The organism is Marinobacter nauticus ATCC 49840 (assembly GCF_000284615.1).
In the GTDB taxonomy this organism is placed as follows: Bacteria; Pseudomonadota; Gammaproteobacteria; order Pseudomonadales; family Oleiphilaceae; genus Marinobacter; species Marinobacter nauticus.
The window spans coordinates 1508473-1523734 of the sequence record NC_017067.1 but is presented as its reverse complement, the minus strand read 5'-3'; the positions used below and the strand labels follow the sequence as shown (position 1 = coordinate 1523734).

Below are 15262 nucleotides of genomic sequence, written 5' to 3'. Positions count from 1 at the left end.
CAAAAATTGCAATCTTTTTACGATGGGAAATATCAGGGAGCAAACGATAAGGGCCTGAGATGAAAAAGGGGCGTTGAACGCCCCTTTTATATCACCCGGTATTCTACGCCCTGTGCCCGCTCAGTCTTCGGGCACCGCCTTGGCGTGATCGCTGCTGGCGTAGATCTTGAAGGGCTCTGAATCCCCCTTGATCACACTCTCGTCGATCACCACCTTGGAGACATCATGCTCAGAGGGAATCTGATACATGGTATCCAGCAGGGTCGCTTCCATTATCGACCGCAGACCACGGGCACCGGTCTTGCGCTCCATGGCTTTTCTGGCCACTGCGCGCAGGGCGTCTTCCCGGAAGTCCAGCTCCACCCCTTCCATATCAAACAGCTTCTGATACTGCTTGGTCAGGGCGTTTTTGGGCTCGGTCAGAATCTGCACCAGTGCTTCTTCATCCAGTTCGGTCAACGTGGCCACCACAGGCAGACGGCCGACGAATTCCGGAATCAGGCCAAACTTCACCAGATCCTCGGTCTCGACTTCGCGAATGATATCGCCAGTGCTCTTGCTGTCGTCCTGGCTCTTGACTGTAGCCGAGAAGCCAATGGAACTGCGCTCAGAGCGTTCCTGGATAACCTTGTCGAGGCCGGCGAAGGCACCGCCACAGATAAACAGGATGTTACCGGTATCCACCTGCAGGAATTCCTGCTGGGGGTGTTTACGCCCACCCTGAGGAGGAACCGAAGCGACAGTACCCTCGATCAGCTTCAGCAAAGCCTGCTGAACACCCTCACCCGATACATCCCTGGTAATGGACGGGTTATCGGACTTGCGGGAAATCTTGTCGATCTCGTCGATGTAGACAATACCGCGCTGGGCCTTTTCGACATCGTAGTCGCACTTCTGCAGCAGTTTCTGGATGATGTTTTCAACATCCTCACCCACATAGCCTGCTTCGGTCAGCGTGGTCGCATCCGCGATGGTAAACGGTACATTCAGCATGCGCGCAAGGGTTTCCGCCAACAGGGTCTTACCGCTACCGGTGGGACCGATCAGCAGAATGTTGCTTTTGCCCAGCTCGACATCACTCTTGCCCTCGCCGTAGCGAAGACGCTTGTAGTGGTTATACACCGCTACAGACAGAACGACCTTGGCGCGATCCTGGCCAATAACATATTCATTCAGAGTCTCACGGATCTCTGCCGGCGTGGGCAGGCGGTCGCTGGCCTCCTCCGGGGCGTTCTCCTGAATCTCTTCCCGGATAATGTCATTGCACAGATCAACGCACTCGTCGCAGATGAACACCGAGGGCCCTGCAATGAGCTTACGGACTTCATGCTGGCTCTTTCCACAAAACGAGCAGTAGAGCAACTTGCCGTTATCGTCGCCTCTGCCGTTTCTTTCATCTGCCATTGAAATACCTCTGTTCTTCGTTGGCCGGTGTCATCAGTGTGTACGCCGGCCGGTAGTGATGCGATGACTTTCAGTATTATTTATTCGATACGCGCTTATCAAGTATTGTATCGATCAACCCGTACTCTTTGGCCTGGGCAGGATCCATGAAATTATCACGGTCGGTATCCCGGGCGATGGTCTCGATGTCCTGACCAGTGTGCTCCGCAAGCAGCTCGTTGAGCGTGTTGCGGATTTTCAGGATCTCACGGGTATGGATCTCGATGTCCGTCGCCTGCCCCTGATAGCCGCCCAGCGGCTGATGAATCATTACACGGGAGTGCGGCAGGCAGGCACGCTTGCCCTTCGCGCCACCCGACAACAGGAAAGCACCCATGCTGGCTGCCTGACCGATGCAAAGCGTTGCTACGTCCGGCTTCACGAACTGCATGGTGTCGTAAATGGACATGCCGGCGGAAACGGAGCCACCCGGACTGTTGATATAAAGATGGATATCCTTGTCCGGATTTTCGGATTCCAGGAACAGCAACTGGGCAACCACGAGGTTTGCCATGTGATCTTCAACCGGGCCAACCAGAAAGATCACCCGCTCCTTGAGCAGACGGGAATAAATGTCGAACGAACGTTCGCCGCGTGCCGTCTGTTCAATAACAATCGGCACCAGGCCTGAGCTGGTTATCATTGTAGGGCCATCAAACGGTTTCTGCGTCATGTGCGCCTGAACTCCTTATGGACAATGGTTTGGACTCCTGCTTCAACGGGAGCCCGTTGTATTCCGGTACCCCATATACTCTGCCAGCAGATCGCCCAGATGAAAACAGCCGGACACGCCGGCTGCTTCCAGAACACGGCACCGGGCCAGAGCCCGGCGGCCATCAGCGCTGGGGCTGACCGGCCTGCACCGCTTCCTCGTACTTCATCTTCTTCTCTTTTACCTTGGCCGCGCCAAGCACAAATTCAACCACGGCATCTTCCAGTACAGAAGACTCAACCTGAGCCTTCTGATCCGGGTTGCTGTTGAAGTGTGCAACAACCTCGTCCGGCTGTTCATACGTAGAAGCGATCTCCTGGATCTTTTCTTCCACTTTCGCTTCGTCAGCCTTCAGGTCATTTTTCTTGACCACTTCCTGGAACAGCAGACCGGTCTTCACACGACGCTTCGCCTGCTCTTCGAAGATTTCCTTCGGCAATTGCTGGAAATCCACCTGCCCGCCAAAGCGCTGAACGGCGTCCTGACGCAGGCGATCAATTTCCTGGTCAACCAGAGCCGCAGGTACTTCCAGCTCGGTGGTCTCCAGCAGACCATCTACAACGTCGTTCTTGACCTTGTTGGATACTGCCTGCTTGAGCTCGCGCTCCATGTTCTTCTTCACTTCCTCGCGGAAAGCGGCTTCGTCTTCAGCTTCGATGCCGAAACGCTTGAAGAATTCCTGATCCAGCTCCGGCAGCTGCGGCTCTTCTACCTTGTGGATAGTGATAGCGAACTTGGCATCTTTACCCGCCAGGTCTTCGTTATGGTAGTCCTCAGGGAAAGTGACATCGATTTCCAGCTCTTCGCCGGCTTTACCACCCACAATGCCCTTTTCAAAGCCAGGGATCATCTGACCTGAACCCAGGGTCAGACGATGACCTTCAGCGGAGCCACCTTCGAATTCTTCACCGTCAATGGAGCCCTTGAAGTCGATAGTCACGATGTCCTTGTTCTTGGACTTGCGCTTGACCTCTTTCATGGTGGCCTGCTGGCGACGCAGATTATCGATCATGTTGTCGATATCCTTGTCGGCAACTTCAGACACCGGCTTCTCAACATTGATCTTGCTCAGATCGCCCAGCTCAATTTCCGGCAGAACCTCAAAAGTCGCAACGAACTCGAGGTCCTTGCCTTCTTCCATGGTCTTCGGCTCCAACTTGGGCCAGCCAGCCGGATTGATATCCTGCTCCTGCAGCGCCTTGATGTAGTTGTCGCGCATAGCCTCGCCAACCACTTCCTGGCGGATGCTGTCACCAAAACGACGCTTGACCACGCTCATGGGAACCTTGCCAGGGCGGAAACCGTTCAGGCGCACGGTGCGAGCAGTTTCCTGCAGGCGTTTCTGAACCGCCTGGTCGATTTCCTGGGCGGGCACACCAATCGTCATGCGACGCTCGATGTTGGAGGTCGTTTCAACAGACACTTGCATGGAAGTTCCTCAAATTACAGATTCTGTAGGTGAATGAAAATTAAACCAAAATCCCGGCAGGAGCAGCTCACCCCAAAGGGACGCAAAATTAAAAGCCGGTAGTTTATCACGGTTTGCCCCGCCGAGAGAATCACCCGGCCACCCTGAATATGGGTTTGAGACGCGCCTGACAACGCGGTACGGGAACACAATGGGGACAAATCAGAAAAAAGAAAGGGTGGTGCGAGAGGAGAGACTCGAACTCTCACGGTATTACCCGCTGGAACCTAAATCCAGTGCGTCTACCAATTCCGCCACTCTCGCATATCCGGCGCAGCTCTGAACCATAACAGGGAATCAGGGTGCTCGGAAACAAACAAGGGGAAAAGTGGGGTGGACGAAGGGGTTCGAACCCTCGACCGCAGGAGTCACAATCCTGAGCTCTACCAACTGAGCTACGTCCACCACATCAGGGAGGTGCCTGCCGGCACACTACTGCTCACTTCAACTTTGCTGGTTCGGCGAGCCCGGTACCAATCTGCGATTAACGAGATGGCGCGCCCGGCAGGACTCGAACCTGCGACCATCCGCTTAGAAGGCGGATGCTCTATCCAGCTGAGCTACGGGCGCTTGACCGTTCGCCCACCTGAATATCCAGAAAGTGGTCGGGGTAGAGAGATTCGAACTCCCGACATCCTGCTCCCAAAGCAGGCGCGCTACCAGACTGCGCTATACCCCGTTAACTGAACAACAAGTGCCTCAGCAAAGTTGGCGCGCATATTACCGGCGCCGATCGCGTCCGTCAACACGGAATTGAAAATTCCTTGCCGAGACAGTCCTATAAGTGACCACCTGTAACCGCTGGAGTTCCCGACCACCCCCTCTACATTGGCGTTAACCCTGAAGCATGAGACAATGCCCGGCCTTCACTTTCTTACGCCCAAACCGACAAGACGGAAACATGAGCGCCAAACTGATTAACGGAAAAGAAATTGCTGCACAGGTCCGGCAACAGGTGGCCGCCGGTGTCGAAGCCAGAAAACAGAAGGGCCTGAGAGCGCCCGGGCTGGCCGTGGTACTGGTCGGTCACGATCCGGCATCCCAGGTATACGTTGGCAACAAACGCAAGGCCTGCGAGCAGGCAGGCATCCTGTCGCTGTCCTATGATTTGCCGGAAGATACCTCCCAGGCGGCACTGGAAGCGCTGGTTGACGAGCTGAACGAGAACCCCGCCGTTGACGGCATACTGGTTCAACTTCCCCTGCCCTCGCACCTGGATGCTGATCCGATTCTGGTAAAGATACGGCCCGACAAGGACGTAGATGGCTTTCACCCCTACAACATCGGCCGCCTGATGCAGCGCAAGCCTACCCTGCGGCCCTGCACACCGGCAGGCGTCATCACCCTGCTGGACTCCATTGGCACCCCCTACAAAGGCCAGCACGCAGTTATTGTCGGGGCCTCCAACATTGTCGGTCGCCCCATGAGCATGGAACTGCTACTAAAAGGAGCCACGACAACGGTATGCCATCGATTTACCGACAATCTCGAGAAATTTGTCGGGGAAGCAGACATCCTGGTGGCGGCAGTGGGCAAACCGGGCATCATCAAGGGCGAGTGGGTCAAACCGGGCGCCACCGTCATTGATGTGGGCATTAACCGGATGGATGATGGCAAACTCTGTGGCGATGTCGATTTTGACGCTGCAGCAGAGCGTGCGGCTTACATCACCCCGGTACCGGGCGGTGTCGGCCCCATGACCATTGCCACCCTGCTGGAAAACACCCTTTACGCTGCCAACGTGCTGCACGCCGACACCTGACGCGCCATCCCGCGAATTCTTCGTCAGCGGGGGCAACCCCAATAAAAAACCCCGCCGAAGCGGGGTTTTTTATGGACGGGCGTTTTACTGCCCGTATTTAGCCTTGGCCTTCTGACGGTATGCGTGCAGCAGCGGCTCTGTGTAGCCGGCCGGCTGTTCGCGCCCCTTCAGAACCAGATCCACAGCGGCCTGGAAGGCAATGCTGTCGTCAAAGTTCGGAGCCATGTTGCGATACGCCGCATCACCAGCGTTCTGCTTATCAACAACCGCAGCCATGCGCTTCATGGTTTCCATGATCTGCTCTTCAGAGCAGATGCCGTGGTACAGCCAGTTGGTCAGCAGCTGCGAAGAAATACGCAGTGTCGCACGGTCTTCCATCAGGCCCACATCGTTGATGTCAGGCACCTTGGAGCAGCCCACACCCTGGTCGATCCAACGTACAACGTAGCCAAGGATACCCTGGGCGTTGTTGTCCAGTTCCTGCTGAATGTCCTCGGCGCTCAAGGACGACGGATCCTCCATCACCGGCACAGTCAGGATGTCGTCCAGAGACGCGCGCTGACGGTTAGCCAGCTCTTTCTGCACATCAAACACGTTCACCTGGTGGTAGTGAGTGGCATGCAAGGTAGCGGCTGTCGGAGACGGAACCCAGGCGGTGTTGGCACCAGCCTTCGGATGACCGATCTTGGCCTCCAGCATGCCTGCCATCAGATCCGGCATGGCCCACATACCCTTACCAATCTGGGCAACGCCAGACAGACCGGCTTCCAGGCCGATGTCAACGTTCCACTGCTCGTAAGCGTTGATCCAAGCAGCCTGCTTCATCGGCCCCTTACGGATGAAGGGACCCAACTCCATGGATGTATGAATCTCATCACCGGTGCGATCCAGGAAGCCGGTATTGATAAACACGGTGCGCTCTTTGGCAGCGTGGATGCAGGCCTTCAGGTTCACGGTGGTGCGACGCTCTTCGTCCATGATGCCCACTTTCAGGGTGAAGCGCGGCAGACCAAGAGCGTCTTCAACACGACCGAAGAATTCATTGGTGAACGCCACTTCTTCCGGGCCGTGCTGCTTGGGCTTAACAATGTACACAGAACCCTTGGTGCTGTTCTGGAATTTGCCGTCGCCCTTCAGGTCGTGGATGGCGATCAGGGATGTTACCAGGCCGTCCATCAGACCCTCGGGGATTTCGCTACCATCCTTCAGCAGAATGGCCGGGTTAGTCATCAGGTGACCAACGTTACGAACGAACAGCAGGCTGCGGCCCTTGAGGGTCAGCTCGCTGCCATCGGCGCCAGTGTAGGTGCGGTCGCCATTCATGCGACGAGTCATCATCTGGCCGCCCTTCTCGAAGGACTCTTCCAGATCGCCCTTCATCAGGCCAAGCCAATTCTTGTAGGCGACAACCTTGTCATCAGCATCTACCGCGGCAACTGAGTCTTCGCAGTCCATGATGGTGGTCAGGGCCGATTCCATCAGAACGTCTTTAACGTGGGCACCGTCATCCTTGCCGATCGGATGGCTGGCATCAATCTGGATTTCGAAATGCATGCCATTCTTCACCAGCAAAACGCCAGTGGGGGCATCGGCAGCGCCGGTGTAACCCACAAAACCGGACTCGTCTTTCAGACCGGTCACGTCACCGTTCTGAAGTTTAACCGCCAGCTTGCCGCCGTCGATATAGTATTTTGCGGCGTCTTTATGGCTACCGGAAGCCAGAGGCGCAGAGCCATCCAGCAGGTTGCGGGCCCACTCAATCACCTTGGCGCCACGAACCGGGTTGTAGCCACGGCCCTTCTCAGCACCGTTTTCCTCAGAAATAGCGTCGGTACCGTACAGGGCATCGTACAGGCTACCCCAGCGAGCGTTAGCCGCGTTCAGGGCGAAACGGGCATTCATGACCGGCACAACCAGCTGCGGGCCGGCCATGGTGGCGATTTCCGGATCCACATTGGAGGTGGAGATTTTGAAATCCGCCGGCTCATCTACCAGGTAGCCGATGTCTTTCAGAAACGCCTTGTACTCGGCCATGTCCAGTTTCTGGCCCTTGTGCTCGCGGTTCCAGGTATCCATTTTTTCCTGGATTTCGTCACGCTTGAGCAGCAGCTCGCGATTGCGCGGAGCGAGCTCGTTCACGATCTTGTCGAACTCGGCCCAGAACTTGTCAGCGTCAATACCGGTACCCGGAATCGCTTCGTTATTTACAAAATCGTACAGATTCTTGGCGATCTGGATGCCGCCAACTTGAACGCGTTCTGTCATCGTTGCTTGCCTCAATGGGTTTGTAGTTCCCGACTCCCCTGATGGCGCTGATAGCGCGGGGACGTTCTGATTAGAGCGCCGCATTGTACGTGAAATTCCCTACAAGGTCATTCCCACCGGTACAATGCGACATTGCGCGAATCAACTCAGTCCTGGCTCCGGCGCCAGGTGGTTCCTTCGCGGCTGTCATCCAGGATAATGCCCTTCTCCAGCAGATCATCGCGAATGCGATCAGCCTCCGCAAAGTCTTTGGCTTTGCGGGCATCGGCACGGGCCTGAATCATGGCCTCGATGTCCTCGGCGGTCAGCTCACTGCCGGTATCCGCCTGGAAGAAGGCTTCCGGGTTCTGCTGCAGCAGACCGAGCACAGCACCCAGCCGCACCAGAACGGCCGCGCTACGCTTGGCGGCTTCTTCATCACCTTCCCGGCGGTAATGATTGATGTCATTCGCCACTGCATGCAGCACGGCAATGGCGCCAGCAGTATTGAAATCATCATCCATTACCTCAGCAAAACGACGGTCGTGGTCCGTTTCCGCTACATCCGCTCCTTTCGCTGGCACGATACCCCGCAGGGCATGATAGAGCTTGGTCAAGGTTCGCCCGGCCTCCGCCAGGTTATCCTCGGAATAGTCCACCTGGCTCCGGTAGTGGCTGGACACCAGGAAATAGCGAACCACTTCCGCCGGGTACTTTTCCAGAATCTCGCGAATGGTAAAAAAGTTGCCCAGCGACTTGGACATCTTTTCCTTATTCACTCGAATGGCGCCGGCATGCATCCAGGTGTGCACAAAGGTGTGGCCGGTGGCACATTCCGACTGGGCGATTTCGTTTTCATGATGGGGGAACAGCAGATCCGGACCACCACCGTGAATATCGAAGGTATCACCCAGGCACTTGGTAGACATGGCGGAACACTCAATATGCCATCCGGGGCGACCTTCGCCCCACGGCGACTGCCAGCTCACCTCGCCTGGCTTGGCGGCCTTCCAGAGCGCAAAGTCTGCAGGGCTGCGCTTGGCCTCCTGCACATCCACTCGAGCACCGGCTACCAGATCTTCCAGCTTTTTCTTGCTCAGCTTGCCGTAATCCGGGAAAGACTCCACGGCAAAGTACACGTCGCCATTATCGGCAGCGTAGGCGTGGCCACCGGCGATCAGCTTCTGGATCATGGCAATGATGTCGTCGATAAAGGCAGTCGCCCGAGGCTCATCGTTGGGTGACAGCACGCCGAGCTTCGCCTCGTCCTCGTGCATGGCCCGGATCATCCGGTCGGTCAGGTCGGTATACACCTCACCATTTTCATCAGCCCGGCGCAGGATCTTGTCGTCGATATCGGTAATGTTGCGCACGTAGTGTACGTCGTACCCGCGATGCCGCAGATACCGAGTCACCACGTCAAACGCCACCAGCACCCGGGCATGCCCCAGATGGCAATAGTCGTAGACAGTCATGCCGCACACGTACATACGAACCTTGCCAGGCTCCAGGGTTTTGAACGCTTCCTTTTGCTGTGTCAGCGTATTGTAGATACGCATTACTTGCCTCCCTTACCCCAGGAATCCCGCAGCGTTACGGTACGATTGAACACCGGCTTGCCAGACTTTTCAGTCAGTTCCAGGTCGCAGAAAAAGTATCCCTCGCGCTCGAACTGGTACGGCAGATCGGTACGGGGCTGAGCCAGACTTTTCTCAACGCGGGCACCTTTGAGAACGACCAGAGATTCCGGGTTCAGATGATCCAGAAAATCGCCTTCCTTGTCGCTGTCCGGAGATTCGTGGTTGAACAGGCGGTCGTAAAGATTGATATCCGTCTCCACGCTGTCGCTGGCCGACACCCAGTGAATCACGCCATTGGGTTTGTAGCCCTCCGGGTTCACGCCCAGGGTATTCGGATCGTATTCGCACTTGAGCTCGACAATCTCGCCGCTGCCGTCACGCACAACCTCTTTGCAGGTCATCACGTAACCACCGCGCAGCCGCACCGCCTGGTCCGGGGCCAGCCGCTTCCACTTACGCGGCGGCTCTACCTCGAAATCTTCCCGGTCAATAAACAGGGTCTGACTCCAGGTCACTTCCCGCTCGCCCATATCCGGATTCTGCGGATGCACTGGCAGAGTGAGGGTTTCCGTCTGGTCAGCCGGATAGTTGGTCAGGGTGATCTTGAGCGGACGCATCACGCACATGGCGCGGGGCGCACGGTTATTCAGATCTTCTCGGATAGCGTGCTCCAGCATACCGACATCCACGGTGCCACCGGCCTTGTTCACGCCGATCATGTCGCAGAAGTTGCGAATGGACTCCGGTGTGTAACCACGACGGCGCATGCCGGAAATCGTCGGCATCCGGGGATCGTTCCAGCCGTCCACCACGTTTTCATCCACCAGCCGCTTCAGTTTGCGCTTGCTGGTAATGGTGTAGTTCAGATTCAGCCGGGCAAATTCGATCTGGCGCGGATGACAGGGGATGGTGATATTGTCCAGCACCCAGTCGTACAGCGGCCGGTGATCCTCGAATTCCAGGGTACACAGGGAATGGGTAATCCCTTCCAGAGCATCGGAGATCGGATGGGTAAAGTCATACATCGGATAGATGCACCACTTGCTGCCGGTCTGGTGATGATCCGCGTAGCGAATCCGGTACAGAATCGGGTCCCGCAGGTTGATATTCGGGGATGCCATATCAATCTTGGCCCGCAACACCAGCTCACCGTTCTGGAACTTGCCGTCGCGCATGTCCCGGAACAGCTGCAGGCTTTCCTCTACCGGGCGATCCCGGTATGGACTGTTCTTGCCGGGCTCTTTCAGGGAACCCCGGTACTCGGCCATCTGTTCAGCGTTAAGAGCACAGACATAAGCCTTATCGTTCTGAATAAGCTCTTCGGCAAAGGCATAGAGCTGATCAAAGTAATCCGACGCGTAACACACCTCGCCGGCCCACTCATAGCCCAGCCACTCCACGTCCTGCTTGATAGCGTCGATATACTCCTGGTTTTCCTTTTCCGGGTTGGTGTCGTCAAAGCGCAGGTTGCACTCACCGTTAAAGGTTTCGGCAATGCCAAAGTTCAAACAGATGGATTTGGCATGGCCAATGTGCAGATAGCCATTAGGCTCCGGGGGGAAGCGGGTGACCACCTTGCCGGTGTGCTCCCCTTTGGCAATGGCGTCTTCAATCAGGCTCTGGATAAAATTGTGGGCTTTCTTCGACTCGGCGCTCATACAATCTCTGTTAACAGGGAATGAATCATGGGAGCTGTCCGGATGCTCCGTTTAAACCGCCTATTATACTCACAAATCCATGCCGGACTCATGCACCGGACGAAACTCTTGAGTACAATAGCCACTTTCAACATTCCGATCCCAAAATACAGGAAACCCTGATGATTCTGCTGCAGACAAACTTCGGTGATATCAAACTGGAACTGGACTACGAAAAAGCCCCGGAAACCGCCAAAAACTTCGAACAGTACGTTCGCGACGGCTTCTACGATGGCCTGATTTTTCACCGCGTTATCAGCAACTTCATGATTCAGGGCGGCGGCTTTGAGCCTGGCATGACGCCGCGCAAAACCCGCGAACCTATCCAGAACGAGGCTGACAACGGCCTGAGCAACATGGTCGGTACCATTGCCATGGCCCGCACCATGGACCCCCACTCCGCCACCGCCCAGTTCTTCATCAACGTTGAGAACAACGGTTTTCTGGACCACACCGCCAAGAACGCAGAGGGCTGGGGCTACTGCGTATTCGGCAAGGTGGCCGAGGGCATGGATACCGTCAACAAGATCCGCGCCGTTCGCACCACCATGCGCGCCGGCCACCAGGACGTCCCGTTTGAGGACGTAGTGATCGAAAAAGCCGAGGTTCTGGAGGACGCGTGACCACGCTGTTTATCTCGGATCTGCACCTGGAGGAATCGCGCCCGGATATTACGGGCGCGTTTCTGTCCTTCCTCAAAGACAAGGCTCTGGGCGTTGAGCGTCTTTACATTCTCGGCGACTTTTTTGAAGCCTGGATTGGAGATGACGAGCGCACACCGCTGCAGGAACAGGTGGCGGCGGCCTTGCGGGAGGTGCGGGACACAGGCACCGACATTTACCTGATGCACGGCAACCGGGACTTCCTCATTGGCGAAGACTTCTGCGCGCGCGCCGGCGCCACTCTGCTGGATGATCCAACGGTAGTGGATCTGTATGGCACACCGGCCCTACTGATGCACGGTGACAGCCTGTGCACGGCCGATGTGGAATATCAGAAGTTCCGGGCCAACATGCGTAACCCGCAAACCGTGAAAATGCTGCTCGCCCGCCCACTCAAAGACCGTCAGCTGATGGCACGGCAACTGCGGGAAATCTCCATGGCGAAGAATCAGGGCAAGGCTGAGACCATCATGGATGTGACCCCCGAGGAAGTGGTGAAAGAACTGGAAGCCCATAACGTTCAACTGATGATTCACGGCCACACCCATCGCCCCGCCATTCATGAACTGGAAGCCAATGGCAGGCCTGCCCGCAGGATTGTGCTGGGGGACTGGGACGAGAATGTCTGGTGGCTTGAAGCCAGCAAGAACCAGCCCGTTGCCCTGAGGCACCAGCCACTCGCTGACTTCTAGGTTCTGGACGGCAGCGGTACTGCTGCCAGAAATCAAGAGTGGTCTTTCACCCACTTACCGTCGGCTTTGTGGTATTCCTGTTTTACCGCCGCCCACGCGACGCGATGGGCGGTTTCTTCACGATCGGCGTCGCCACGGCGGTCTTCAGGGTTGCGGTACTCTTCCCAAGCCGAATTGAACGCTTTGCGATAAATCTCCTGGGCGTGCGCAGGCAGATTGTTTCGAACCCCGTCTGGCAGATCGGATTTGCGATCGTAAGGCATCGTTTACCTCCTTTTGCCAAGAGATGATCCCCATAGTTAGCAGCGTTACCGCCAGGGCTTTAATGGCCGGGTATTGGCACGAGCCGCCAGATACTCAGGACGCCGTTTACTTCCGCAGAATGGCTCCACAAGGCGGTTGTCCACGCTGTTGTAAACAAAGAACAGATTGGCTCGAGGCCAGGGCGACATGTTCCGGTTAGAGGCATGCAGAGTATTGCACTCAAACAGTAGCAGAGACCCTGCCGGACCGGTGGGCGCCTCAATACCATGCCGATTTGCCAACTGACCTACAGCATCACGGGACGGCACCCCTGCTGTCTGCTTCTGCAGTGACTGTGTCCAGTTGTTCTCGGGTGTGGCACCGGCACAGGGCACAAAATACTCGTGCGAACCAGGAATCAGCATCAACGGGCCGTTGAAAGCATTATTATCCGTCAACATGATCGAGGCGCTTACGGCCCGCATGGCGGGCATCCCGTCTTCTGTGTGCCAGGTTTCAAAATCCGAGTGCCATTCAAAACCATTGCCGCAAAATCCCGCCTTGCTGTTAATCCGGGACTGGTGGATGTAGACGTCTCCGCCCAGCAACTGCTGCGCGATACCGAGCAATTCGGGATCACGGGTCAACCGGTGAAACGCCTCGGAAGTCTCATGCATTGCAAACACCGACCGGATTTTCTCGCGGTTTGCATCCATGATCACTTCATCCCGCTCACAGAAGGCCTTGTCCTGAGCCATGTCTCGCAGCTCATCGAAGAAACCCTCGACCATCTCCGGGGTAAAGAAGTTCTCGAGCCACAAGAACCCATCCCGTTCGAATTGTGCCAGCTGTTGCTGGGCCAGTGGCCCTTGCTCGCGCTGCTGCCCCGCGCTGTGAACGATCGGCTCATGCCGGGGAAACATGTTTCCTGCGTTTTCCTCTCTGCTTCGGTAAAAGTCAGCTCGTTGTAACATGGTGATTAAACCTCATTACTCTGAAAATGAGGTTTCAACGTAACAATCGCAACATGCCCCAACTACAACATAGGTTATACAGGGAAACCGCTAGAAGTTACTGAAAAGTAAAGCTATAACGCATCGCTTTCGGTAGGTTCCCGATAGCTTTCAAGGCGTTTCAGCCAGCCTGGAAGCCACCGCTCTCGCTCAATGGGCATCTCTGCATTCTCGGCCCGCCGGGTAAGCACCCGTCCGGCCGCTTCGCGAAAGCGCTCCAAGGCCGTATCGGCCTTGCCGGGTTCCATTTCCAGCAGCACCTGACGCAGCCCCCACCCTTGCCCCCTGTAGACCTCTTGTGACGATAAGCCCTCACCTTTGAAATTCACATAATCCATCAGGGCATAGACGCCGCCAGGTCTCTTTGAAAGTTCAGTAATGTGTGCGGCCACCATGTCCCGCTGATCGTCCGGCACGGCTTCGATAACTCGGTGCAGAGATTGCTCTGCTCGCTTGAAAATAAAGGCCACCTGAACGGCTTTGGTTCGGTCCAGAAAGGCACGCAATTCCGCCAGTCGTTGACTGCCTGCTGCTTCAATAAACGCGTCCTGGTCCGGCCATGGGGCATCCGGTACCGGATCGTCCGCCAACCAGTCAGGCATCGCTACTGCGCGGGCTTTCATAAAGCCAACCAGATCAGGGAAACTCTCCACAAAACGCTCGTTCACGCCCTCGGGGTACCAGATAAAATGCCCGATGCCCAGCGAGGGAAAAGCCTCTCCCTGATTCCAGTGCACCAGGCAGTCATAGCGCCCGGCACACTCATTGCGGAATATCTGCTCACCAACCCATTCCAGTTGCCGCTCGGAGAGCGCAAGCGCTGGCACGGCTGGCTTCCGAGTCAACTGATCCGCCAACACTACGGTGAGAATGGCTACGATAAGACCGACCACAATCCACTTGTGCACGTTACTCTCTCTCAGCAACAAAACCAGCACCTATCGGTGAATCAGCGTGAAAGAGCAGGCTGAACGATCACCGCAAATGCGCCACCGAATGGCTCAGACCTTTTCAGTCAGTCGTTACTTTGAACCTGCCCTCACCGGATATACACCACTCACTGGCATCACCGCAAATCCCTTGCCACCCAAAAGCTTCACAAGAACTCATCCATAAGCGCTTCCAGATCCCGGGTATCGCGGGGCTTGGCCCGACAGGCCGTTGTTCCGGCATCGACACAGGCCTGACGATAGTCCTGGCTGCGGTTCGCAGAGATGGTCACTATTGGTGTGTATACCGGGAGGAGATTCTGATGGCGAATGGCTCTGATGGCTTCGATTCCATCCATAAAAGGCATTTCGCCGTCCATCAAGACCAGGTCCCAGCGATCATCCGCAACGGCCAGGAGTGCCTCCACACCATCACAGACTCCGGTCACCTGAACGCCCAGGTTGGAGAGCTTCTTGCACATCACCATCCGTACTCCCGCATCGTCATCCACCACAAGCACCCGGACAGGCAGTGAAAACCCAAGTCGACTCGCCAGGGGCTCCGGTCTGGACGGCGAACGCGGTGCCGGGTTCTCTTCCAGAATGGTAGAAATGCGTTCCCCACCAAGCATTAACCTGACCCAACTCCTCAGAGCCAGAAACATCAGTGCCAGCGCCAGAAGACTCGTCAGGGGAGCATGGTATGGGAGCCAATAATTAATAAATCGTATTTCGAAGTTCGAAAACAGCGTCCACTCCAGGGCAATCAACGCTGCTACTCCGGCAATCGTGATGAGGGAGGCAGAGCAAGGCCGCT

Annotated in this window: 13 protein-coding genes and 4 tRNA genes; 3 read left to right on the top strand and 14 right to left on the bottom strand. The window is 56.2% G+C overall.

What is annotated here, in order from left to right; translation table 11 throughout:
- Nucleotides 1–120: 120 nt before the first annotated feature.
- From clpX to MARHY_RS06990, 7 genes are all read right to left on the bottom strand, one after another.
- Entirely contained in the window at nt 121–1404 is a 1284-nt protein-coding gene (gene clpX / locus MARHY_RS07020) for an ATP-dependent Clp protease ATP-binding subunit ClpX (RefSeq protein ID WP_011785317.1), read from the bottom strand.
- A 76-nt stretch (nt 1405–1480) separates the two neighbouring features.
- Nucleotides 1481–2116 (bottom strand): ATP-dependent Clp endopeptidase proteolytic subunit ClpP, encoded by a 636-nt coding sequence (gene clpP, locus MARHY_RS07015; protein ID WP_011785318.1) that lies wholly within the window; start codon nt 2114–2116, stop codon nt 1481–1483.
- Nucleotides 2117–2279: 163 nt separating this feature from the next.
- The gene (gene tig / locus MARHY_RS07010; protein ID WP_014421155.1) at nt 2280–3584 is read right to left on the bottom strand and encodes a trigger factor; all 1305 of its coding nucleotides are present in this window, start codon (nt 3582–3584) and stop codon (nt 2280–2282) included.
- 218 nt (nt 3585–3802) lie between these two features.
- Nucleotides 3803–3887 (bottom strand) — tRNA-Leu (locus tag MARHY_RS07005).
- 65 nt (nt 3888–3952) lie between these two features.
- Nucleotides 3953–4028, bottom strand: a tRNA-His gene (locus tag MARHY_RS07000).
- A gap of 88 nt (nt 4029–4116) precedes the next feature.
- Nucleotides 4117–4193, bottom strand: a tRNA-Arg gene (locus MARHY_RS06995).
- 32 nt (nt 4194–4225) lie between these two features.
- Nucleotides 4226–4302 (bottom strand) — tRNA-Pro (locus tag MARHY_RS06990).
- Nucleotides 4303–4524: 222 nt separating this feature from the next.
- On the opposite strand from MARHY_RS06990, the gene folD reads away from it, so the two are divergent.
- Nucleotides 4525–5385: a bifunctional methylenetetrahydrofolate dehydrogenase/methenyltetrahydrofolate cyclohydrolase FolD gene (gene folD, locus MARHY_RS06985; protein ID WP_014421154.1), complete on the top strand. Its 861-nt coding sequence runs from the start codon at nt 4525–4527 to the stop codon at nt 5383–5385.
- Between the two features lie 84 nt (nt 5386–5469).
- Here folD and MARHY_RS06980 read toward each other — a convergent pair whose 3' ends face one another.
- The 3 genes from MARHY_RS06980 to MARHY_RS06970 form a co-directional block, all read right to left on the bottom strand.
- Nucleotides 5470–7650: a malate synthase G gene (locus MARHY_RS06980; protein WP_014421153.1), complete on the bottom strand. Its 2181-nt coding sequence runs from the start codon at nt 7648–7650 to the stop codon at nt 5470–5472.
- A 146-nt stretch (nt 7651–7796) separates the two neighbouring features.
- Nucleotides 7797–9188 (bottom strand): cysteine--tRNA ligase, encoded by a 1392-nt coding sequence (gene cysS / locus MARHY_RS06975; RefSeq protein ID WP_014421152.1) that lies wholly within the window; start codon nt 9186–9188, stop codon nt 7797–7799.
- Nucleotides 9188–10867, bottom strand: a complete 1680-nt coding sequence (locus MARHY_RS06970) for a glutamine--tRNA ligase/YqeY domain fusion protein (protein ID WP_014421151.1) — start codon at nt 10865–10867, stop codon at nt 9188–9190. Before MARHY_RS06970 ends, cysS begins: the two co-directional genes overlap by 1 nt.
- Nucleotides 10868–11028: 161 nt before the next feature.
- On the opposite strand from MARHY_RS06970, the gene MARHY_RS06965 reads away from it, so the two are divergent.
- Both MARHY_RS06965 and lpxH read left to right on the top strand, forming a co-directional pair.
- Nucleotides 11029–11529: a peptidylprolyl isomerase gene (locus MARHY_RS06965; protein ID WP_011785324.1), complete on the top strand. Its 501-nt coding sequence runs from the start codon at nt 11029–11031 to the stop codon at nt 11527–11529.
- Nucleotides 11526–12260 (top strand): UDP-2,3-diacylglucosamine diphosphatase, encoded by a 735-nt coding sequence (gene lpxH / locus MARHY_RS06960; protein WP_014421150.1) that lies wholly within the window; start codon nt 11526–11528, stop codon nt 12258–12260. Before MARHY_RS06965 ends, lpxH begins: the two co-directional genes overlap by 4 nt.
- A 32-nt stretch (nt 12261–12292) precedes the next feature.
- Here lpxH and chaB read toward each other — a convergent pair whose 3' ends face one another.
- The 4 genes from chaB to MARHY_RS06940 form a co-directional block, all read right to left on the bottom strand.
- Entirely contained in the window at nt 12293–12523 is a 231-nt protein-coding gene (chaB, locus tag MARHY_RS06955; RefSeq protein ID WP_011785326.1) for a putative cation transport regulator ChaB, read from the bottom strand.
- Nucleotides 12524–12568: 45 nt separating this feature from the next.
- Nucleotides 12569–13426 (bottom strand): ectoine hydroxylase, encoded by an 858-nt coding sequence (gene thpD / locus MARHY_RS06950; RefSeq protein ID WP_014421149.1) that lies wholly within the window; start codon nt 13424–13426, stop codon nt 12569–12571.
- Nucleotides 13427–13590: 164 nt separating this feature from the next.
- The gene (locus tag MARHY_RS06945) at nt 13591–14424 is read right to left on the bottom strand and encodes a hypothetical protein (protein WP_014421148.1); all 834 of its coding nucleotides are present in this window, start codon (nt 14422–14424) and stop codon (nt 13591–13593) included.
- Nucleotides 14425–14612: 188 nt separating this feature from the next.
- The gene (locus MARHY_RS06940) at nt 14613–15077 is read right to left on the bottom strand and encodes a response regulator (RefSeq protein WP_226374414.1); all 465 of its coding nucleotides are present in this window, start codon (nt 15075–15077) and stop codon (nt 14613–14615) included.
- Nucleotides 15078–15262 lie beyond the last annotated feature (185 nt).